Annotated in this window: 20 protein-coding genes; 6 read left to right on the top strand and 14 right to left on the bottom strand. The window is 64.7% G+C overall.

The annotated features are described in order from the left end of the window. Positions 1-7: 7 nt before the first annotated feature. Genes F3N42_RS03165 through F3N42_RS03175 form a run of 3 tightly spaced genes read right to left on the bottom strand, consistent with a single transcriptional unit; the run spans position 8 to position 2,383 of the window. Positions 8-841: a glycosyltransferase family 2 protein gene (locus F3N42_RS03165; protein WP_150862921.1), complete on the bottom strand. Its 834-nt coding sequence runs from the start codon at positions 839-841 to the stop codon at positions 8-10. A gap of 13 nt (positions 842-854) precedes the next feature. Beyond that, the gene (locus tag F3N42_RS03170) at positions 855-1,607 is read right to left on the bottom strand and encodes an ABC transporter ATP-binding protein (RefSeq protein WP_150862922.1); all 753 of its coding nucleotides are present in this window, start codon (positions 1,605-1,607) and stop codon (positions 855-857) included. Beyond that, a complete protein-coding gene (locus F3N42_RS03175; RefSeq protein ID WP_150862923.1) occupies positions 1,604-2,383 on the bottom strand; it encodes an ABC transporter permease in 780 nt (259 codons plus the stop codon). The genes F3N42_RS03170 and F3N42_RS03175 overlap by 4 nt, the downstream gene beginning before the upstream one ends. Before the next feature lie 145 nt (positions 2,384-2,528). On the opposite strand from F3N42_RS03175, the gene F3N42_RS03180 reads away from it, so the two are divergent. Beyond that, the gene (locus F3N42_RS03180; RefSeq protein WP_150862924.1) at positions 2,529-3,641 is read left to right on the top strand and encodes a glycosyltransferase; all 1,113 of its coding nucleotides are present in this window, start codon (positions 2,529-2,531) and stop codon (positions 3,639-3,641) included. Here the strand turns inward: F3N42_RS03180 and F3N42_RS03185 are convergent. The 6 genes from F3N42_RS03185 to F3N42_RS03210 all read right to left on the bottom strand — a co-directional run bounded on the left by F3N42_RS03185 (position 3,638) and on the right by F3N42_RS03210 (position 10,532). After that, complete coding sequence (locus F3N42_RS03185; protein WP_150862925.1) at positions 3,638-6,241, bottom strand: hypothetical protein; 2,604 nt, start codon at positions 6,239-6,241, stop codon at positions 3,638-3,640. The genes F3N42_RS03180 and F3N42_RS03185 overlap by 4 nt on opposite strands. Continuing rightward, positions 6,238-6,627: a DUF2304 domain-containing protein gene (locus F3N42_RS03190; protein ID WP_150862926.1), complete on the bottom strand. Its 390-nt coding sequence runs from the start codon at positions 6,625-6,627 to the stop codon at positions 6,238-6,240. Before F3N42_RS03190 ends, F3N42_RS03185 begins: the two co-directional genes overlap by 4 nt. Before the next feature lie 32 nt (positions 6,628-6,659). Beyond that, positions 6,660-7,352 carry a glycosyltransferase family 2 protein gene (locus F3N42_RS03195; protein WP_150862927.1) on the bottom strand — a complete coding sequence of 231 codons (693 nt, stop codon included), beginning with the start codon at positions 7,350-7,352 and terminating at the stop codon, positions 6,660-6,662. Then, entirely contained in the window at positions 7,349-8,506 is a 1,158-nt protein-coding gene (locus F3N42_RS03200) for a glycosyltransferase (RefSeq protein WP_150862928.1), read from the bottom strand. Before F3N42_RS03200 ends, F3N42_RS03195 begins: the two co-directional genes overlap by 4 nt. A gap of 69 nt (positions 8,507-8,575) precedes the next feature. Next, positions 8,576-9,685, bottom strand: a complete 1,110-nt coding sequence (locus F3N42_RS03205; RefSeq protein WP_150862929.1) for a sensor histidine kinase — start codon at positions 9,683-9,685, stop codon at positions 8,576-8,578. Positions 9,686-9,776: 91 nt separating this feature from the next. Next, entirely contained in the window at positions 9,777-10,532 is a 756-nt protein-coding gene (locus F3N42_RS03210; protein WP_150862930.1) for a hypothetical protein, read from the bottom strand. Positions 10,533-10,645: 113 nt separating this feature from the next. Here F3N42_RS03210 and F3N42_RS03215 point away from each other — a divergent pair, with 113 nt between their 5' ends. After that, entirely contained in the window at positions 10,646-11,266 is a 621-nt protein-coding gene (locus tag F3N42_RS03215; RefSeq protein ID WP_150862931.1) for a LysE family translocator, read from the top strand. 17 nt (positions 11,267-11,283) lie between these two features. On the opposite strand, the gene upp is transcribed toward F3N42_RS03215, so the two are convergent. Continuing rightward, positions 11,284-11,943: a uracil phosphoribosyltransferase gene (gene upp, locus F3N42_RS03220; RefSeq protein ID WP_150862932.1), complete on the bottom strand. Its 660-nt coding sequence runs from the start codon at positions 11,941-11,943 to the stop codon at positions 11,284-11,286. An 84-nt stretch (positions 11,944-12,027) separates the two neighbouring features. Beyond that, complete coding sequence (locus F3N42_RS03225) at positions 12,028-12,558, bottom strand: phosphatase PAP2 family protein (RefSeq protein ID WP_150863158.1); 531 nt, start codon at positions 12,556-12,558, stop codon at positions 12,028-12,030. A 186-nt stretch (positions 12,559-12,744) separates the two neighbouring features. Between F3N42_RS03225 and F3N42_RS03230 the strand changes: the two genes are divergently transcribed. The 4 genes from F3N42_RS03230 to F3N42_RS03245 are packed head-to-tail and all read left to right on the top strand — an operon-like array spanning position 12,745 to position 16,201. Further along, complete coding sequence (locus F3N42_RS03230) at positions 12,745-13,866, top strand: ABC transporter permease (RefSeq protein WP_150862933.1); 1,122 nt, start codon at positions 12,745-12,747, stop codon at positions 13,864-13,866. Further along, on the top strand, positions 13,866-14,663 hold the full coding sequence (locus tag F3N42_RS03235; RefSeq protein WP_150862934.1) for an ABC transporter ATP-binding protein: 798 nt from the start codon (positions 13,866-13,868) through the stop codon (positions 14,661-14,663). The genes F3N42_RS03230 and F3N42_RS03235 overlap by 1 nt, the downstream gene beginning before the upstream one ends. Next, positions 14,653-15,582, top strand: coding sequence for an MlaD family protein (locus F3N42_RS03240; RefSeq protein WP_150862935.1), 930 nt, complete (start codon positions 14,653-14,655; stop codon positions 15,580-15,582). Before F3N42_RS03235 ends, F3N42_RS03240 begins: the two co-directional genes overlap by 11 nt. Position 15,583: 1 nt before the next feature. After that, positions 15,584-16,201 (top strand): ABC-type transport auxiliary lipoprotein family protein, encoded by a 618-nt coding sequence (locus F3N42_RS03245; RefSeq protein WP_150862936.1) that lies wholly within the window; start codon positions 15,584-15,586, stop codon positions 16,199-16,201. A gap of 18 nt (positions 16,202-16,219) precedes the next feature. Here F3N42_RS03245 and F3N42_RS03250 read toward each other — a convergent pair whose 3' ends face one another. Genes F3N42_RS03250 through F3N42_RS03260 form a run of 3 tightly spaced genes read right to left on the bottom strand, consistent with a single transcriptional unit; the run spans position 16,220 to position 20,089 of the window. Further along, on the bottom strand, positions 16,220-17,407 hold the full coding sequence (locus F3N42_RS03250) for a GNAT family N-acetyltransferase (RefSeq protein ID WP_150862937.1): 1,188 nt from the start codon (positions 17,405-17,407) through the stop codon (positions 16,220-16,222). Continuing rightward, positions 17,404-18,774 carry a UDP-N-acetylmuramoyl-L-alanine--D-glutamate ligase gene (gene murD / locus F3N42_RS03255; protein WP_191621206.1) on the bottom strand — a complete coding sequence of 457 codons (1,371 nt, stop codon included), beginning with the start codon at positions 18,772-18,774 and terminating at the stop codon, positions 17,404-17,406. The genes F3N42_RS03250 and murD overlap by 4 nt, the downstream gene beginning before the upstream one ends. Next, positions 18,761-20,089 (bottom strand): endonuclease domain-containing protein, encoded by a 1,329-nt coding sequence (locus F3N42_RS03260; protein ID WP_150862939.1) that lies wholly within the window; start codon positions 20,087-20,089, stop codon positions 18,761-18,763. The genes murD and F3N42_RS03260 overlap by 14 nt, the downstream gene beginning before the upstream one ends. Between the last annotated feature and the right edge of the window lie 121 nt (positions 20,090-20,210).

Below are 20,210 nucleotides of genomic sequence, written 5' to 3' on the forward strand. Positions count from 1 at the left end.
ACCCGCGCTAGCCGTCGTTACCGCGTCGCAGGCTGAACGCCCGGGAAAACAGTTTCTGCATTCCACGGTGCATTGAGCCCCCGACCGGAAAGCAACGGAAAAAGCCGCGACTGCCCGCATGGTACAGGCGCGCCAGGGTGGCACGTGGATAGTCGCTGGCGTACCGTCCGGCAAAACCCGATGCCATGCCCAACTGGCGTTCGAAGTACTGCTCGGACAGCGTGGATTCACCCCGGTGCCTTGCCACCATGACATCCGGCTGGTTGGCCAAGTCCCAGTCCCGGCCGATACGCAGCCACAGGTCCCAGTCCTCGGCATAGGGCAATGACTCGTCGTAACCACCGGCCTGTTCAAACGCCGTCCGTCGCATCATCACCGAGGAGTGACAGAATGGGCAGCGAAACAACATCTGTGCGCGAATGGCGCCATCACTGAGCGGATTGGTTGCCCCCTCACCCTGCTCATCAACGTAAGCCGTGCCCACCAGGCCCAGCCTTGGCTGTTGCGAAAACAGGCCGACCTGCTGAGTCAGCTTGGTCGGATTAACCCAGGTATCATCATCATCGATACGGGCGATCAGGTCGCCATGGCCGGTTGCGATACCCCGGTTCAGCGAGGCCGGAAGACCCTGGTTCTTCTCATGCGTGACGACCCGGACGCGCGGGTCACCGGCCAGCCCGGAAAGCACCTCGGCGGTCGGGTCAGTCGAGCCGTCATTGACGATGACCAGTTCAAACGCGGGGTAATCCTGGGCCAACACACTGTCGACCGCGGTTCGGACGCGGGACGCCCGGTTCAGCGTCGCCATCACCACGGTGACCAGGGGCCGCGAAGTGTTCAAGGGTGCGGCAACCTTAACCGGCCTCGCGAGCAGCCTGCGCCGGGCGGTTGCCAACAGACTCCGAGTCTTCCATGGCCTCCATGTACTGGTCGACCACGTCCTCGGGGTCACCCATGGCCTTGATGGCCCCGTCTTCCAGCCAGATCACCCGGTCACACAGCGTTCTCAAGCGGTTCAGCGAATGTGACACCAGTACCACGGACTGGTCTGAATCGATCCGTTCACGCATCGCATTGACTGCCTTGCGCTTGAAGGATTCATCACCCACACCCAGGACCTCATCGATCAGCAGGACATCGACCTTCATGGTCAGTCCCACCGCGAAGCCCAGCCTGGCTTTCATGCCCGAAGAATAGGACTTGACCGGCTCGTCGATGAACTTGCCCAGACCGGAGAACTCGACGATCTCGTCATGGTGCCTGAGGGCATCCCTGCGGCTGTGCCCCAAGAACATGCAGGACAGGACCAGGTTCTGAGAGCCTGTCAAAAGCTGGTCAAAACCCACAGAGAGCGACAGCAGTGACACGCTCTTGCAGTGCCGCGTGATGGTGCCTTTCTCTGGGCGATAGATGCCCGACAACAGCTTCAGCAACGTGGATTTACCGCAACCGTTGCGCCCGACCACCCCCAGGGTTTCACCGTGACGCAGGGAAAACGTCACATCGGTCAGCGCCTCGATGCGATGCTGGCGACCGAAGTTGGCCCGCGTGTGGTATGAAAACCCCACATTCTCGATTTCCAGGACATTGCGATGTGAAGTACTCATTGCACCACCAGGCGTGCATAGGCCGTGTCAAAGCGGCGATAAACCGCGATCATTACGATCGAAAAAACCACCGAGCACCCCGAAATAACGGCCAGCGCTGTCCAGTCGGGCCACTGGTTATCAAGGATCACCTGGCGGTAGTTCTTGATCAGGTTGGCCATGGGGTTCATCAGGAAGATTTCCCGATGCTGCGGGAGCAGGACCTGCTCATAGCTGTAGAAAATGCCCGAACCCCACATCGTGACCATCAGCCCGGTACCGATCAGGAACTTGAAATCCGGTACCGGGGGAACGATGGCCGCCGCAAACAGGCCGCCCGCGATGATCAGCAGCAATTGTGTCGCAATGACCGGAAACACGCCCAACCAGGCCCACGTCACTTCGCGCCCCAGGAACAACATAAACAGGAACGCCATCAGGAACACCAGGCTCTGCTTGACCAGGTCCTGGCCGATGGTCAACAACGGAAAAAACGGCTTGGGAATCGCTACCTGGTTAATGATGCCGCGACCGGCCAGCAAGGCCCCTCCAGCATGCGAAATGCTCCTGGAAAACCAGGAAAACGCCACCTGGCCACAGATCAGGAACGCCAGGAAATCATCCGAGCGCAGGGCCAGGAAGATGCCAAACACCACGTACATTGTGGCTACAAACAGTGCCGGCTCCAGCACCCACCAGAGGTAGCCCAGGTAGGTCTTCGCCCCTTCCGACTTCAGGTTAAAACTCAGCTTGGTGAAAAAGATTTCCCAGAACTGGCGACTGGTAATGGTTAGCAAGCGTGATCTCCACACCCGGGACCGGAGCCCGGTTATTATTCCAACGACGAATTATCCAGCATTGGCGTCCCAAGTTCAGCCCCGGCTGTCGCTGTCCGGTATGATTCCGGCAGATGGACCAACCCGAGCCCCTGCCTGACGGCCAATGAAACGCCGAGACGCCTTTATCTATGACTTCCTGCTGGTCGAAGGCGGCGCGGAAGCCCTGTCCCTGGACGTCGCTCGCCGGTTCAACCAGTTTGACCTGCTGGTTGGATTCATCGACCCGCAACGCTTTCCGCCGCACATACTCGAGGGCGTCACCTGCAAGGCGCTGATCGGGCCCTCCCGCCTGCGTGGCTGGCAGGGGCTCAAGACCATGCACGCGTTCGAGCGCCGCGGGCAGTGCCTGGAAGCCTACGACACCGCGGTCTTTAGCGGTGTCTACGCACCCGTCGGTGTGCACCACCGCGCCGGCCAGCGAAACCTCTACTATTGCCACACGCCACCACGTTTCGCCTACGACCTGGAGGCGCATTACCTGGACCAGGCCCGGCCCTGGCAGCGCCCGGCATTGCGCTGGCTCGCCCGACATGTACGCCATCGCTACGAACGCGCCGTTGCCGCCATGGACCGGATCGCGGTCAATTCGGCCAACGTAGGACGCCGCCTGGAGCGCTACCTGGGCCTGGCCAATACCGAGATCATCCACCCCCCGGTGGATACCAAATCGTTCGCCTGGCGGTCCGGCCAGGGCTATTTCCTGTCCACGGCGCGACTCGAGCCCTACAAACGCATAGACCTGCTGATTGACGCATTCCGTGGCCTGCCGCGCCAGACGCTGGTCATCGCTTCTGGCGGGAGCCAGGCGCCTGCGCTGAAACGCATGGCCCGTGACTGTGACAACATCCATTTTACCGGCTGGCAGTCGCGAGACGATCTGCGGGAACGTATCGGAAATTGCCGGGCAACGCTGTACATTCCCACGGACGAGGATTTTGGCATGTCTCCCGTCGAGTCGATGGCGGCGGGCAAGCCCGTCATCGGCGTGGCCGAGGGGGGCTTGCTGGAGACCGTTGTTGATGGCGCTACGGGCACGCTGGTCCGCCCTGAACGACTCTCGACCGACCGGGCGACGGCCGTGGCGGCCCTGCGTGCGGCGATCAACGAAATGACCGCCGACCGCGCCAGGGCCATGCGGGCGGCTTGCGAGGTACGGGCCGAACGGTTCAGTGTCGCGGCGTTTGACTCGGCTTTTCGCGCATTTACAGCCCCCTAGCGATCCACCTCCGCGTTTTGGTTCACGGCAAACAGCATGCCGTCAGCGTCAATATTCACCAGGCTCAGGCTGCCGACAATCTCGGGTGGAATGGACAACGCTTCAACACGCCGGCGCAAATCAACCTGCTCCGCGGGCAGATCGACGAAATCACCAACCACCAGGATGTAATCGAGGCGACTGGCCTGGTCCGGCGTGGGCATCTGCCAGTAAACCGCCGCGTTATGGGGGAGCAGTTGATACTTGCTGCGCCAGGCGAAATACTTGGGCTGGTTACGATCATAAAGAACCAGTATTCGGGCGGCTTCACCCGAAGGCAGTTTTTCTGCCACTTCGCTCAACCACGGGTCGAGGCGCCCCAGTTCGGTCTCTGACATCCGGTTTTCCACGGGCTGGGACAGTGCAGCCACTGAAAGGGCCATGCGCTGCACCCTGTTGACCAGCCAGCGCGCATCCAGCATGAACCATGCGACCAGCATCGCCAGCAGGATCACGTTGATCCTCTGGCCGCGAGGACCGAGCCACAGGGCCAACAGGACAACCACCAGCAGCCATGCCGCCACCAGCGTGGGCAGCGCCAGTCGCTGTGATTCGGCCCCACCCGCCAGTGAATGCGCGGAGCGCTGGGTCCACGGCTCGTACCCGAACCACTCTTCTGCCAGCAGGGCCATGGCCGAATCGACCCCTTTTTCCTCGATCACCGCTTTGCGCACACTAGCCTCCGCCCCTGCGCTTTCGAGGAACAGGAACCCGACCTCGGTCACGGTGCCGGACCAGTCTTCCGAGCTGCCAAGGTCGACCAGTTCGTCGTGATCCAGCAGCGTAATCCGGCTCACTTCGCCAGGTTGTGCCTGCAGGCGCCAGAAAAACGCCGGTGCGTCATCCGGGTCGATAATGCCATCGGCAAAACTCACATCCAGCCGCAGCAGGTCGCTGGTCCCGGCATCAATCTCGATAGGGCCGGAAGTAAGCAGCGCGACACCATCCTGGTAACGGTCAATGACGTAGGCATCGCCCTCGCGGTGCCCTTCTCCCATGACAAACTGCATATCACTGAATGGCTCGATGCCAGGTGCCCTGGCATCACCGGGTGTTGCGAGCCATATTCCCCCCAACAGAACCGCGACGGAAAGCAGCAGCGCGCCTGCGTACAGCCCTGTCACGCGCAGGCGCTGACCCGCCAGGGGGTTGCCGGCACTGGCGTCGGGAACCAACTCCTGGATCAGCAACATCGCCGCAAAAACTACGGCAGGGTAAACCTGCAGGGGCAAGCGGTTGATCGCGGTGTAGTCCGCCGCCCATTCGCCCTGGCTGGTAAAGCCGAAAATCAGCACCTGGGTGACAATAACGACGCCGAAGAATGCGAACACGACCCGGCGAACGGGCGCGCTGACCCTGCGACTGAGCACGGCCAGCAAGGCCAGTACCAGCAGGCTGGGCCAGGCCAGGTGCCAGTTGTCACGCACCAGCGTGTTCTGGACATAAGCGGCCCCGACATCGTGCCGGGCAATGGGAATCGCGCCTTTCAGCGGCACATGGAGCGTATTTTCGGCGATACCGATCGTACCGACGATTGGGAGTTCAATGATCCCGGGCTGCCACCAGAGCAACACAAGAACGGTGGCCAGCAGGCCGACAAGCACCCACCACAGGCGCCGCGAAGACGAGAGCGCGACGGCGAGGAACACGAACCCGGCGCATAACCACACCAGCCCTTCCGCCTTGACCAGCAGCCCCATCAGCAGCATGACCAGGCCCAGCGCCAGTTGCGACCGGTCCGAGCGCAGCACCCCGACCATCAGCGCGACGAAGCCCAGGCCAGCAAAACCCGCCAGCCAGATATCCGCGTAACCTCCCAATGACATGTGTGCGGCAAAAATCGGTGTGGAAACCAGGACCAGCAGCCCCAGCGCGGCCACCGGTGCCGCCACACCCATCGACCTGACCTGTCCATGCATCGCCAGTACGATCGCCAGGCCACACAAGATGACCGGGGTGTTGACCATCGCATCGTGCCACTGTCCCATGGACATCGCCGCCCACAACGGGATGATGGAAGGCAGCAACGGGTAGCTCAACGCCGGTTGTGTATAGGCCGCAGGCACTTCGGCTGACAACCAGCGGCCCATGTCGACGAAATCGAAGAGTTCGCCGTTCAGGAACCAGGCCTTCGCGCGGAATCCCCAAACAGTCCAGGCATCCCACGGGAACATCGGCAGGGTAATGATTTCCAGCGCAGACAGGGCGATGTGGATCGTGGCCACAGCCAGCAACACGCGGGTCATCACTCGGCCCAGTCGCCCGGGAGCTGCCGCGACAGGATCAGGGCCGCCTGAAGGGGCCGCAGGACTGAGCCTGGACATGGCAAAGGCCAGCGCCGTGACCACCAGCAGCAGGGCCAGGGCGGACCAATAGGCCAGTCCACCCGCCAGTTGATGGCTCACCAGCACGGCACCAAACACCATCACCGCACCAAAAAAGAAGCCATAACCCAGGTTCCGGTTGACCCAGGCCAGCGAACGCCCGCCGAGAACGGCGGAAAAAAGGAAATACCCGGCGGCCCAGGGAACCAGCTGGCCTGGAAGCAGACCCAGGCTCATTCGTCCCGGCTTGCCTGCTTGACCACTTCTGCCCCCTCGGGTCGCGACTCACGCTTGAGGCGATCAATCTCTGATTCGAGCATGGCGACCCGCTGCACCAGCCGGACAATCCGCGTTTCGTTTCGCGAAGACGCAATGTCAATGGTCAGAATCTTGATGACAAATACCGTCAGGCCGATGGTCAACGCCAGCACCGGGCCGGAAGCAATGCCCAGGAAGGATGCAAGCCGGTCCACGGCACCGGGATAGAAGCCGAGAACGACAAACACGGCGGCGACGGTGATCCACCAGATACCGAATCGGACATGCAGGTGGTCCCTGCGAATCAACAGGATGATGGAGATGGCCGCGGCCAGCCCTATGGCGCCTGATACCCAAGAAAACATCGTTAGACCCGTCGTGGAAGCGGCGCTTCCGGTTATCGTCGAACCCGCCGCTTGCTGAACCCCAGCAGGATCGTGTGGCACATGTAGTAGATCACGGCGAACCAGGAATGGTAGACCCGCGACGTACCGCTGCGTCGAGGGAGCATTGTAACCTCCACGTCATGGGTATCCAGTCCGGCGTTGCGAAGCAGAACCAGCACGCCGACATCCTGGTACTCCAGCAAGGTCGCCTGGCGCGATGCCAGCAGCCTGAAGGCGTCGCGATTATAGGCCCGGAACCCCGACGTGATGTCCTCGCGGGTCAACCCGGAAACCGCCTTGAGTATTTTCCAGGCAATTTTTCGCATCCACGAGCCACGTCGCACGCAGCAGCCGATGGTCACGTCGGACGTCCCCGACTCGACCGGGCCCAGCAGGTTGGGGATCCAGACGGCCTCATGCTGGCCGTCGGCATCCATGGTCAGCACGTTGTGATATCCAGCGCGGAGCGCGTAGCGCATACCGGCCTGTATCGCACCCCACGCACCCAGTTGTATGGATAACGGCAGGACCAGCGCACCGGCCTGCCTGGCCTTTTTGACGGTCGCATCGGTGCTGGCGTCATCGACGACGACGACATCCAGCCCGTGGTCCTCTCGAACTTCACGAACGACCTGGGCAATATCGCCCTGCTCGTTGTGCGCGGGGATCACGACCAGGCACCGCAAGTTGCGCACCGCTGTCATGCGGCCACCTCCTGGTAGACATCCACCAGGGCATCCACCGAGCGGTCAATGGTAAAACGCGCGTCGAACCGCTCACGACCGTTACGCCCCAACTGTTCGGCCCATTCACGGTCATCCCGAAGGGTTGCCATGGCCCCGGCCAGGGCGGTCACGTTCCTGGGCTCGACCTTCAGGCCGGTCACATCACCTTTCACGACCCATCCCATGCCTGAGCCCGGAACGGCGCTGGCAATGGTTGCACGGCCAAACTGCATGGCTTCGAGCAGGACCAGGCCAAAGGCCTCGGTTCGCTCGATGGACGGCAGGCAGACGCAGTCGCAGTGCGCCAGCATTGCCGCAAGTTCCGCATCATCGGCCTTGCCGTGAAAGCTGACACGGCGAGCCACCCGCAACTGTCGGGCCAGTGCCCGCAGTTCACGGCGCAGTTCACCCTGGCCAACGATATGAACATGCACGCCATCGACTTTCGCCAGCGCACGCAACAGCACGCCAAAGCCCTTGTAATACGTCAGCCGGCCCACCGCGAGGACATTCATCCTGCCGGGCTGGAAGGACGGCGGGCGCGGTGCTCCGGAATAGGCCTCGAACCGCGCCGGGTCCAGCCCCAGCGGCACGACCCGGCACTTGTCCGGGAACTCGGCCAGTGACTGGCTGCTGTCCAGGTACGACGGCGAGGTCGCGATGATGGCCGCGGCGCGCTGCAGCAGCTTGCGCTCCAGCGGCCGGTAAATGGCATACAGCGCCTTCATCAGCGCGCCCTGCTCGGTCGTAATCACGTCCGAATGCCAGTGAATCACCAACGGCACCGACCGCGCCTCGGCCAGGCTCAGCAGCCACAGCGCCGACGGATTGGGCAAGTGCACATGAATCACGTCAGGGCGAAATTCGCGAACCATGCGACGCAGGTCGGCGCGAAAGGCCGGGCTCAACGGGGTAAAGAACAGTTTCAACAGCGTACCGCTACGCCGGACGGCGAACTCGGCACCGTGATCTCCATGCGTCTCGCTGTGTCCTCGCACGGAGTGGTCGTGGTTGTGCACCAGCGCGGCCATATCCCAGCCACGGCGGGACAACGCGGTCATCACGTCCAGCAGGTAAGTTTCGACGCCGCCCTTGAATGGCGCGAAGTATTTTCCGATGTGCAGAACTTTCACGGAACGCGGAGACCCGGGGAAACCGCGTATTCTAACCGCCGGCCGGCGGCACGTACATTCAGGCGGGCATCAGGTTTCGTAGGGAATGCGGATACTGATGGTCAGGCCATGCGGGTCGGCCTGGCCCAGCCGGAAGCCATGACGGTCGCCGTACAGTTCCCACAGCCGCTCGCGGGTATTGCGCAGGCCCACACCGCAGGCGCCGGGAATCGCATTGTTCTCGATCTCTGCCCCGGGCCCGTCATCGGCCAGTTCCAGCAACAGTTCGCCGCCGAACACGCGCGCGGAAATGCTCAGTGATCCGCCTTCCTCGCGCTGCGCAATTCCGTACTTGATGGCGTTCTCCACCAGGGGCTGCAACAGCAGGCTGGGAATCAACGCGCGGCGGGCCTCGGGTTCGATGTCCTCGAGCAACTGCAGGCGCTCCTCAAACCGCACCTTTTCGATATCCAGGTACAGCCCGATGGCCTCCATTTCCTCGGCCAGGCTGACCTTCTGCATCGGGTCATTGTCGAGTGAGAAACGCAGGAACCGTGACAGCTTGTTAACCATGCGGTTGGCCAGCTCGGTTTCTCGCTCCAGCACCAGTGTCGAAATCGCGTTCAGGGTGTTGAACAGGAAGTGCGGGTTGAGCTGGTAGCGCAGCATCTTCAGCTGCGCCTCGTGTGCCATTGCCGCCGACTTCAGCGCGCTCTCCGACACACGCTGGAAAATCCGGTGATATTTAATGCCGAAATACAGCACGCTCCACGCCGCCATCACGGTCCAGCCGGAGGTAAACGTGGAAATATAGGAGACGCTCTGGTAGAGCTCGGCCGCGGCGCCCATCTTCTCCATCCAGGCGTCGTAATCCTTCTCCACCTCGATGAAGTTCATGAAGATCATGCTGCGCGCCTGCATCCACAGGAAACCGGCCACGGACGTACCCACCAGGAAGGCCACCGCCTGCAGCCATACTGCGCGTTCGATGACCGCCCGGTACAGGTAACGCAGTCCAAGCGTGATGACCATGCCGATGATCGAGATCACCACGACATAGACAAAGTAATACGGCGGCTGCTCACCCAGGATCTGGGTGGTATAGAGGTATTTCAGGAACACGCACCAGAAGCCCCATCCACCCAGGTGGAGCAGCCAGAAGAGCTTGCGCGGGTCCTTCATGATTCGATTCGGGATCATCCGCTCATTGTAGGGCTTTGGCGTTTAATGACACGTCTTTCCATCGGGCTGCCAGGGGCGTTTGTCCCGCCGGGCGTCGCTTTGTCGCAACTCAGTTCACCGCATCCTCGTCGACCCAGGGATCAACGACCACCAGGCCAAGCAACGTGCCATCGGCCGGGTTCAGTATCGCGGCGGCATCGCGCTCGCGCCCCATCACCGGCAGGAACGTTGCCATGTCGAGCGTCAAGCCTGCGTCTGTCACCGTTTTCCCGACAGGGCCCGCGCTCGCCGGCCGGGCCGCCACCAGCTCTGTCACCGGGCGCGTGGCCCGCGATATCACGCCCCGCCCGGCCACCCAGGGGCGCCAGAACTCCGGCCGGTGCTCGATATCGGGCAGGCCTTCGAACATGGTCTCCTGCAGAAGTTGCTGCGCGGCGTCCCCGGTGGGCATTTCCGCGTAGACGAGAACCGGCCCGGCGTTTCGGAGGCTGGCCGGCACCTGCGGCACCGGGCCCATGATCTCGCCGTTGCTGAGCACGTTCAGCCGGTCAACGGCGAACACCAGCCAGGCCGGCCGCTGCTGGCCCACCGCGTACACGCCCCACGCCAGCGCCCCGGCCTGCAACAGGGCGATGACGCACAGGTCGAACACCAGCCCACGCTTGCCCGGCTTGAACACCAGCGCCGTGAGCAATGGCCCGACGGCCAGGTGCGCCAGCACCATCACGCCCAGCATGACCCACGCGCCCTGCAGCACCGGGTACGGCCACGGATACCAGGCATGGAAGATCCAGCCCAGCACCGGCACCAGGACCGCCAGGCTGATGACGAGATGGATGGTGAAGGCCCGTTTTCTGCTTGTCATCGTTATCCGACCCACTTGGGAAGCAGCGAGATTATCAGGTTATCCGCCGGCTTGTGGCGGGCATCGCCGCTGCCGTAGCATGGCGCCATGCCTGCCGCCCGATATTCCAAGCCGTGACGCTGGCCGCGTGGTCGGCCGTGGCCGCCATCTGCGCGCTGGGCGCCATGACGCCCGGCCCCTCGCTGGCGGTGATCAGCCGCCATGCACTCTCGGGCGGGCGGGCGGCCGGTGCGGCAGCGGCCCTGGCGCATGCCCTGGCCATCGGCATTTACGCCTTTGCCAGCATCTCGGGTATCGCCGTTCTCGTGGCAAGCGGCACCACCGCCTACGCCATCCTGCAATGGGGCGGCGCGGCCTGGCTGGCGTGGATGGGTGTACGGGCGCTTTTCAGCGCGCCGGGCGACCCGGTTGCCGACACCCCGGCCACCACGCGCCGCGGGGCTGCCCGGGACGGGTTCCTGGTGGCCTTCCTGAACCCGAAAGTGGCGATCTTTTTCCTGGCGCTGTTCAGCCAGGTGGTCGGGCCGGACACGGCCACGGCCGAGCGGGTGCTGGTGGCATCCACGGCCATGGTCATTGACGGGGGCTGGTACCTGCTGGTGGCCTGGGGCCTGACCCGGCCGCGGTGGCTGTCATGGCTACGGCGGCATGGCCCGTGGCTGGACCGCCTGTTCGGTGTCCTGCTGCTGGGACTGGCGATTCGCCTGGTCTGGCAAGCGGTTACGGGCCCGTAGGCACCGCGCGGCCAGCGCTAGAGCTTGGTTCCGTAGGCCAGGTCGCCCGCGTCACCCAGGCCGGGCACGATGTAGGCCCGCTCGTCCAGGTCAGGGTCGATGGCCGCCACCCACAATGTCGCGCCATCGGGTAGCTGCCGCCGCGCCGCGTCCACGCCGGCCTGGCTGGCCAGCACGCACACCACGTGCAGTTCCGCCGGTTCACCCCGAGCCAGTAGGGCTTTCCAGGCCAGCATCATGCTGGTGCCGGTGGCCAGCATCGGGTCGCAGAGCAACAGGGTTCGCCCCTTGAGCGACGGGCTGGCCAGGTACTCGATCTCCACCTCGAACGAGGTTTCATCCCCGTCATGGCGTCGGTAGGCCGAAACAAACGCGTTGTCGGCCCGATCGAAGGCGTTCAGAAGCCCCTGGTGCAGCGGCAGGCCCGCGCGCAGCACGGTGGCCAGCACCGGCTGCCGGGCCAGCACCTGCGGACGCGCCAGCCCCAGCGGCGTCTGTACCTCGCGCTCGACATGCTCAAGGCGCTTGCTGATCTCGTAGGCGAAAATTTCGCCAATGCGCTCGATATTGCGCCGAAACCGCAAGGGGTCGTGCTGGATGCTGGTATCACGGAGTTCGGCCACCAGCGAGGTGACCAGCGAAGGGCGTTGGCCCAGGTTAACGAGTTCGACCGCCATAGTGGCCTAAAAGTACTTCAAGCCGGCAGGCGGGGCAACGCCGGTGGCGGTGACGGGTTCAGGCCCGGTCTTGCTGACCCGCGCTCAGGTGGGCAGCGGAATACTGGCGACGCCGGTAGCGACCAGGGCGCCAATGGTCGCGCCCAGCAGCACATCGGTGGGGTAATGGAGGCCCAGGATCACCCGCGAGGCTGCCACCAGGGCGGCGAATGGCACCAGCAGCCAGGCCCACACCGGGAATGCGGCGCAGACAATCAGCGTGAATGACACGGCGTGCAGCGTGTGCCCCGAAGGAAAGCTGTACTGGTCCAGCGGCGCGGCGCCCAGCATGATAGTGGCATCGTTTACGTAGGGCCGCTGCCGGTGGGTAACGTGCTTGACAAGCTTGTAGATGGCCACGCCCGCGACACCCGCCAATGCCATCCTCAGGCTCACGACCAGTCCGTCGCGACCATGCAGCGCCGGCAGCACCAGCATCAGCACGTACCAGAACTTGCCATCCCCCAGCTGGCTAATGGCGCGAAAGAAGCGCCGGACCGCGCGCCAGGCACAGGCGCGGTTGACCTGCTGGCACACGGCCAGGTCGATTTCGGCAAACCGCCTGGCATTCATCATCGGTCGGAACATGGCGGCGGACTCCGCAATGGCTCGATGCTCATAATGCGCCGCTGACATGTCCGGGTCGTGTCGATTTGGTGAAGCTTTGGTGACAGATATGGGCGGGACAGGCGATGGAATATGCTTTAATCTCGGGACCTTAACTGCGAGTTCCCGCCAGGGAAAAGGCCACCTGCGAACCGAATGGACGACAGCTTCCTCGATTTCGAGACGCGCGACGACACGCTGCTGGTCGATGTTCACGGTGAATGGGTGTTCGAGAACGTGTCGGCCCTGGAGCGCGCCAGTGCAAGTGTGCGTGACAGGGCGCAGCGGCATGTCGTGTTCCGCTGCTCGGGCGTCGAGTCCATGGACATCGCCGGCGCCTGGGTGCTCTATGACCGCTCACAGCAACTGACCGAAGACGGCGTCACCTCGGAGTTCGAGAACTTTCGCGCCGCCCACTTCAAGTTCCTGCGCCATATCATCAACATGGCCGCGCTCAGGGAGCCCGCACAGGGGCTGGAGCCACCTGGCCGGTCGCGCGCCGTGCAACGGGCGCTGGAACGGGTCGGCGAGCACTCGCTCAAGCGTATTGAAGACACCGGCCAGTGGGCCCGCTGGTTGTTTGATGCGCTGAGGCGCCCATCACGGCTGGTGATCGGCGAGACCCTCCAACAGGTTCACCAGGCCGGTGTTCGGGCCATTCCGGTGATCATGCTGATGACCTTCCTGATCGGCATCGTGCTCGCCTACCAGGGCGCCAGCCAACTGGAGCAGTTCGGCGCGCGGATTTTCGTGGTCGACATGGTCAGCATTGCGTTGACGCGGGAAATGGCCGGCCTCCTGGCCGCGGTCCTGGTGGCCGGTCGGTCGGGAAGCGCCTTCGCCGCCGCGCTGGGGACGATGAAGCTGAACGAAGAGGTGGACGCCATGCGGGTGCTGGGCCTGAACCCGAACCAGATCCTGATCCTGCCGCGGGTGCTGGCACTGCTGATCGCCCTGCCCGCGCTGACCGTGTTCGCCGATATCGCCGGCCTGGCCGGCGGCGCGCTGATCACCATCGGCGCGCTCGATATCACGCCGACGCAGTTCATCGAGCGGGTGACCCAGGCCACCAGCATCAATGACGTCATGGCCGGGCTGGTCAAGACGCCGTTCTTCGCCCTGCTGATCGCCGCGGTCGGCACCCTGCGTGGCCTGCAGGTCGAGCGCTCGGCCGAGGTCCTGGGCCGCAAGACCACCGATGCGGTGGTGCAGTCGATCTTCCTGATCATCTGCGCCGACGCCTTTTTCACCACCCTGTTCACCCGGATCGGCTTCTGATGAACGATACGCCCACCGATACGAGGCGCGAGCCGGCCATCCGGGTCCGCGGCCTGGTGAACCGCTTCGGGCGGCAGGTGGTGCACGACGAGCTGCGCCTGGACGTGGAGCGGGACGAAATCCTGGGCGTGGTCGGCGGCTCGGGCTCCGGCAAATCGGTGCTGATGCGCAGTATCCTGGGCCTGCACCGCCCCAATGCCGGCGAGATTACCGTGCTGGGCCAACGCATCCGCTACCAGGAGCCCGGCCCGCACACGCAGTGGGGTGTGCTGTTCCAGAACGGCGCGCTGCTGTCGAACCTGACCGTGCAGCAGAATGTTGAACTGCCCATCGCCCTGCACTCGGACATGCCGGTCGAGACCCGGCACGAACTGGCCAGCCTGAAGCTGCTGATGGTGGGCCTGTCGCTGTCGGTCGCGGACAAGTACCCCTCGGAGCTGTCCGGCGGCATGAAGAAACGCGTCTCGCTGGCGCGCGCGCTGGCCATGGACCCCAAGATCCTGTTCCTGGATGAGCCCACGGCCGGCCTGGACCCGATTGCCGCCACCGAGTTCGACGAACTGATCACCTACCTGCACGACAACCTCGATCTGACTATCATGATGATCACCCACGATGTCGACAGCCTGTTCAATACCTGCAACCGTATCGCGGTACTGGTGGATGGCAAGGTGCTGGTCGGCACCGCGGACGAAATCGTGGCCTCGCGCCACCGCTGGGTACGCAGTTACTTCGGTGTCCCGCGCGCCCGCCGCGCCTGGGCCGCCATGGACAAGGGAGACCGGCATGACGGCTAACAGGAATCTCTCGGTGGGCGTGTTCGTCACGGTTGCCCTGCTGGCCGGTATCGCGTTGACGCTCTGGGTGACCGGGCGCAAGGGCACGGAGCCCATGGAAGAATACGCCGTGGCCATCGAGGATGACGTCTCCGGCCTGGGCATGGGGGGGCCGGTCTACTTCCTCGGCGTCCGCGTGGGCGAGGTCGATGACATCGATATCGTCGCCGGCGACCCGCCACGCATCCGGGTTGGCATCCGTGTGCTGGCATCGACACCGGTCAACGCCGGCACCTGGGCCACGCTGGCCCCGCAGGGTGTCACCGGCATCTCGGTAATCAACCTGTCCAACGAACCCGGCAGCCTTGATCCCCTGGTGGCTGGCCATCGTGACCGGCCCGAGATTCCCTACCGCTCCTCCGGCTTTTCCGCGATCATGTCAACGGCGCCACAACTCGTGGCAAAAATGGAAGACCTTGTTGAGCGGGCAATCGCCTTCAGCAGTCCGGAGAATGCCGCCGCGCTGGGCCAGGTGCTGGCCAATATCGAATCGCTGACGAGTTCACTGGCGGAAAGGGAGTCGTCGCTGGCGGACCTGCCCGAAACCTTCAACCTGGCGATGCGTGATTTCCGCGCCACGGTCGGGCATTTCGACGCCCTGCTTGACCAGGCCGGGCCGGAAGCCGTCACCGCACTGCAGAACCTTTCCGTCGCCACGGGGCAGTTGAGCGTCACGCTGGAAAGACTGGAGCGCTGGACCTCGGTGAACCAGTCGGACCTGGACGAGTTCGCCGCCAACGGCCTGGGCCAGGTGCCGGCGCTGGTCACCGAGATGCGCTCGGCGGCACGCCAGCTGGAAAAACTCCTGGAACGCATCGAGGACAACCCGTCCAGCGTCATCTATAAACCGGCGCCGCGCGGCGTCATCGTGGAGGATTGAAATGCACGCCCTGCTTCGCCGAACCCTGCGCGCACTTCCCGGCGCCTGCCTGGCACTGGCAACCATGCTGGCGGCGGGCTGCACCACCCTGCTGGACAGTGAACAGCCCGCGCCCAGCACCTGGTGGCTGGCCCCCGCCACGCTCGATGTCACCACCATCGCCGGTCCGCCCCGGCCACTTTCACTGTCGATCAGCGTCGTGCCGGGGCTGGACACCGACCGCATCCTGACCCTGGAACCGGACGCGCGGCTGGATCACATCGCCGGTGCCCACTGGGCGGACCACCTTCCCGAACTGCTTGGCTCGCTGGCCATCCGCTCGCTGGAAGGTGCGCCCCGGTTCAGTGAAATCAGCATGAGTGACTACCGCCGGCCGGGCGAGTGCCGGCTGGCCATCGAGGCGCGTTCGTTCTGGGTCCGCATGGACGCCGACGGCCAGGCCCGTCACGTGGATGTCGAGCTGGCCGGTGCGTATCAATGCGATGACATCCGCACGCCCCTGGCCCTGACTGCCCGTGTACCGGTCAGCCAGACCCGCCTGCCGACCATCGTCGCGGCCTTCCAGGCGGCGACCGACGAGGTGTTCACACAACTGGCCGGTGTCCTCGCCGCGCCCTGACCACGCCCTTGTTCTGGCCTAGTCCTCGCCACTGGTGCCCGGGTCGGCACCGGTAGAAAACGGCAGGTACCGGACCGCATCCTCTCCGTACTGGCGGGCCGCCGGGCGCTCACGCTCAAGGTAGTCGTCGATAGCGCGGCGAAAACGGGTGTCGGCGATCCAGTGCAAGGATCGCGTGATGACCGGCTCAAAGCCACGCAACAGCTTATGCTCTCCCTGTGCGCCCGGATCGAAGCGGTGCAACCCCTGCTCAATACAGAATTCGATACCCTGGTAAAAACAGGTTTCGAAATGCAGCCCGCTGATCGGGGCGAGCGCGCCCCAGTAACGGCCATACAGCGCCTGCCGGTCATATAGGCACAAGGCGCTTCCGACGAGCTCGCCTTCGCGACGGGCCGTGACCAGCAGCAACTGTTCGGGCATGGCCTGGCGAAGGCGGGTAAAAAACGCCCGGTTCATGTAGCCGGCATGGCCGCTGTGCGCCTCGAACGTGCCGCGATAGCAACGGTAGAAGCCACCCCAGTCGTCATCGGTGATGTCCGGACCCGCCACCCGGGCCATGACCACGCCCTGCTCAGCGACCCGGCGCCGCTCTTTGCGCAGGTTTTTGCGCCGGGAAGACTTCAGGGTGGCCAGGAAAGCGTCGAAATCCGCATAACCGCGATTGTGCCAGTGAAACTGGATGTCTTCGCGGTGTAACAGGTGACCCGCCGTGACTTCGGCCTCAAGCAGGTCCTGCGACGCCCTTTCGGCAAACAGCAGGTGCCAACCCGAGCAGCCTTCCTGCTCCGCGAACTGCCGCAGGCCGTCGAGCAGCGCGGAAGCCGCGCCGTGGCGGTCAATGCCGGGTGCTACAGCGATCCGCGGCCCGGGTGACGGCGTAAATGGCGCCGCCGTCAGCAGCTTGGGGTAATACGCCAGGCCATGGCGCTCGTACGCGGCCGCCCAACCCCAGTCAAATACGAACTCGCCACTGGAATGAGTCTTCAGGTACATCGGCATGGCCGCGATCAAACGATCGCCGTCGTACAGGGCCAGGTGCCGGGGCGTCCAGCCGGTTTCGCTGGACACCGAACCCGAGGCTTCGAGCGCATGCAGGAAGGCATGGCGCATGAAGGGGTTGCGCATGCCGTCGTACTGCGGGAACAGGCCGTCCCAGGCCTGCGCGTAGACGGCGTCAATCGAGTCCAGGACCACGCATTTCATGCCGGCAACACCAGCCCCGCATGACGGGCGAAATCCTCGGCCCGCTCGATGTAGTCACGGTAGCGCGGAAAGCTGGGCGCCCCCGGTGACAGCACGACCAGGCCCGGTCGCCGGCTCACGGCCCGGGCGATGTCCAGCGCGTCGGCCATGTCCCGGCTCACATGCAGGCCGCCCGGGCATTGCAGCCCCCCGGCGACCAGCAGTTCCACCAGCTGCTCGCCACTGTCCGGCAGGCCAATGACCGCGTGCGGCGCGGTCTCGGCTATCGGCGCAACGAAAGGGCGCCAATCCAGCCCGCGGTCCAGCCCACCCACGAGCAGGGTCACGGCCTGCCCTGCCAGGGCCTGCAACGCCGCCAGCGTGGCGACGGGGGTCGTCGACAGGCTGTCGTCGACAAACGCCAGGCCGTCGCCGGACTCGCCCAGCCGCTGCAGGCGATGCGGCAAGCCCTGGAAGCTTTCCAGTGCCGACTGTGGGTCTGGCGGCGGCACACCCGCCAGGCGGGTCACCGCGACCGCGGCGGCGAGGTTCGCCAGGTTATGACGGCCCGGCAACGCCGCCGTCGGCTGCAACAGGCCGCCACCCAGCAGCTCGACCCCGGCCTGCCCCACCCGGTCGGCATGATCGACATTGAACCAGTGGACGTCGTCATGGCCCGCCAACGCCGCGCGCAACGCAGTGTCCGCACCATTGGCGACCAGCCCGCCCGGCCGGACCAGGCCGGCCAGGCGCAGCTTGTCCGCCCGATACCTGGCGGCGCCGCCGTGCCAGTCCAGGTGTTCGTCGGACAGGTTCAGCAGGACACCGTAGGCGGGCGCCCCCTCAAGGTCGCAGAGCTGGTAGCTGGACAGTTCCAAGACCACCCAGCCATCGTGGCCGGGGTCCAGGTCGAACAGCGGCCGGCCGATGTTGCCCGCCATCGTGACCGCGTGCCCCGCTGCCCGCAACAAGGTCGCCACCAGCGCGGTCGTTGTGCTCTTGCCCTTGGTGCCGGTCACCGCGATCACCCGGTCGCCGCCATGCTCCGCAAACCACAGCGACGATGCACTCGTGGTCCGTGAACCGGCGGCTACCGCCTCGCCCAGCGCGCCGCGGTACGGGCTGACACCGGGGGAGCGAACCAGGATGTCATGGCGGCACAGCTCCCGCGACGGCATGGGGCCGCAGACGAGCCGGTCCAGGCCGGGCCGGAGCTGCTCAATGAAGGCCGGTTCCGGCGCGTGTTCCGTGTACAGCGTCAACGGCCGCCCGGGGTGGCGCTCAACGAAACGGGCCCAGGTCGCACGCCCCTCCCGTCCGACACCCACCAGGCCGACATCGAGCGCGCCCAGTCGGTCGAGCGTCAGCGGCGGATCAGAGACGGACACGCGCGGCCACGTCCGCGGGTACGTGATGCGGGCCACGCCGTGCCAACAGCGCTTCCAGCGTGTCGTCACCCGTTTCCACACGCGGTGCCAGGTGCCGGATCACCGCACGGTCCTTCCACTCTTCCCGCGCTGCCAGCGCGGTGGCCAGGGCACGGCTTTCCGCCGCGGTGCCAACGCACTCGAAGGGCTTATCCGCTTCCAGCGCGCACAGGGCCTGGAAGCCCGGCAACTGGGCATCGTCATCCAGCAGCACCCGGCCGAAAATCCGTTCGATCGCCGGCGGCGGCAGGAACGGCGCCAGCGCCAGCGTGGTGAACCGGCACTTAGGGCAGTCGCCGCACCAGCGCCCGTCGATACGGGGGCCGTCGATGTGAAAGTTCCGGTTACAGCTGGAGAACACCTCGTGGTAACGCTCGAGCCCGGCAAACCGGCGTGCGATTTCCACTTCCCCCATGCTGCGCAGCAGGGAGAAGTACCCCACGCCGTCACCCAGGCGATCGTCCAGCAGGTCGGCCAGGCGTGTTTCGAAATCCAGGCTCTTGGCGTACTGGTGATTCACAGCGCGGCCATGGTCATCGACCAGGGTCGCCTCGTCTGCCGAGGCCTCGTTGGAGAACACCACCCAGCGATAGCCATAGAGCAGCGCCGCGCACAGCCCGACCAGGGAGTTGATCGCGGTGATCGGCACGTGGCCATTCCAGGCGCCGGCCGCGTTCATCTGCTGCAGCTCGGGGGCCAGGTGGCGCTCGATGCGGATGAACGGCAACCCGGCCGCGGCGACCGTCTCGGCAATCAGCGCCGAACCACCCACCGCGAAGGGCTGGATTTCGATCCCGGCCCCGCGCAGCATCTCCAGGCTGACCAGGCTATCCTTGCCACCCCCCATGGCCACCAGGGCACGGTCCGGCAGTGCCAGGTCCGTGACCCGTTCCGGGTACTCGCTGGTGATCCCGAAGCGGATCCGGCCGTCTAGATCGATTTCGTTAACATGCGCGAATTCCGCCAGCCCACGGGAGTAGAGTGTCTCCAGGAACACCGCGGTCGACGCGTCGATGGCATGGCTGCCGGTGTCGATCACCGGCGGCAGCCCGGCCTTGTAGTAGCTGACGCCGGCGACCAGGTGTAACAGCCCCATGACCTGGGTAAACGCGGCCTGGCGGGACGCATCGGATGGCCACGGCGCCCACGGAAAAACCAGTCGCTCGACCAGTGGCGGGCCGTCATCAAACGACCAGCTCATGCGCAGTTCACCCGTCGCCGGATCGTATCCGTAGTCGAGGAAATGGAAGGTTTCGGCGGTTTGGGGGCTGGTCATTTGGTGAGTGGTGAGTGGTGAGTGGTGAGTGGTGAGTGGTGAATGGTGACGGGTGGGGGGTGGCGGGTGCAAGGGCCAAGGGGCAGCGACCGTGGGCCGGCGTGTAAAAAGGCGCGGCGCC

Origin of the sequence: Marinihelvus fidelis, assembly GCF_008725655.1 — a bacterium.
In the GTDB taxonomy this organism is placed as follows: Bacteria; Pseudomonadota; Gammaproteobacteria; order Xanthomonadales; family SZUA-36; genus Marinihelvus; species Marinihelvus fidelis.

Coding starts and splice junctions, on each gene's coding strand:
- F3N42_RS03250 (WP_150862937.1), bottom strand. CDS start 17,407: ATGAAATGCGTGGTCCTGGACTCGATTGACGCCGTCTACGCGCAGGCC.
- F3N42_RS03230 (WP_150862933.1), top strand. CDS start 12,745: ATGGACGACAGCTTCCTCGATTTCGAGACGCGCGACGACACGCTGCTG.
- F3N42_RS03225 (WP_150863158.1), bottom strand. CDS start 12,558: ATGATGAATGCCAGGCGGTTTGCCGAAATCGACCTGGCCGTGTGCCAG.
- F3N42_RS03170 (WP_150862922.1), bottom strand. CDS start 1,607: ATGAGTACTTCACATCGCAATGTCCTGGAAATCGAGAATGTGGGGTTT.
- F3N42_RS03195 (WP_150862927.1), bottom strand. CDS start 7,352: ATGACAGCGGTGCGCAACTTGCGGTGCCTGGTCGTGATCCCCGCGCAC.
- F3N42_RS03210 (WP_150862930.1), bottom strand. CDS start 10,532: ATGACAAGCAGAAAACGGGCCTTCACCATCCATCTCGTCATCAGCCTG.
- F3N42_RS03185 (WP_150862925.1), bottom strand. CDS start 6,241: ATGAGCCTGGGTCTGCTTCCAGGCCAGCTGGTTCCCTGGGCCGCCGGG.
- F3N42_RS03240 (WP_150862935.1), top strand. CDS start 14,653: ATGACGGCTAACAGGAATCTCTCGGTGGGCGTGTTCGTCACGGTTGCC.
- F3N42_RS03190 (WP_150862926.1), bottom strand. CDS start 6,627: ATGTTTTCTTGGGTATCAGGCGCCATAGGGCTGGCCGCGGCCATCTCC.
- F3N42_RS03180 (WP_150862924.1), top strand. CDS start 2,529: ATGAAACGCCGAGACGCCTTTATCTATGACTTCCTGCTGGTCGAAGGC.
- F3N42_RS03260 (WP_150862939.1), bottom strand. CDS start 20,089: ATGACCAGCCCCCAAACCGCCGAAACCTTCCATTTCCTCGACTACGGA.
- F3N42_RS03235 (WP_150862934.1), top strand. CDS start 13,866: ATGAACGATACGCCCACCGATACGAGGCGCGAGCCGGCCATCCGGGTC.
- F3N42_RS03205 (WP_150862929.1), bottom strand. CDS start 9,685: ATGATCCCGAATCGAATCATGAAGGACCCGCGCAAGCTCTTCTGGCTG.
- F3N42_RS03245 (WP_150862936.1), top strand. CDS start 15,584: ATGCACGCCCTGCTTCGCCGAACCCTGCGCGCACTTCCCGGCGCCTGC.
- upp (WP_150862932.1), bottom strand. CDS start 11,943: ATGGCGGTCGAACTCGTTAACCTGGGCCAACGCCCTTCGCTGGTCACC.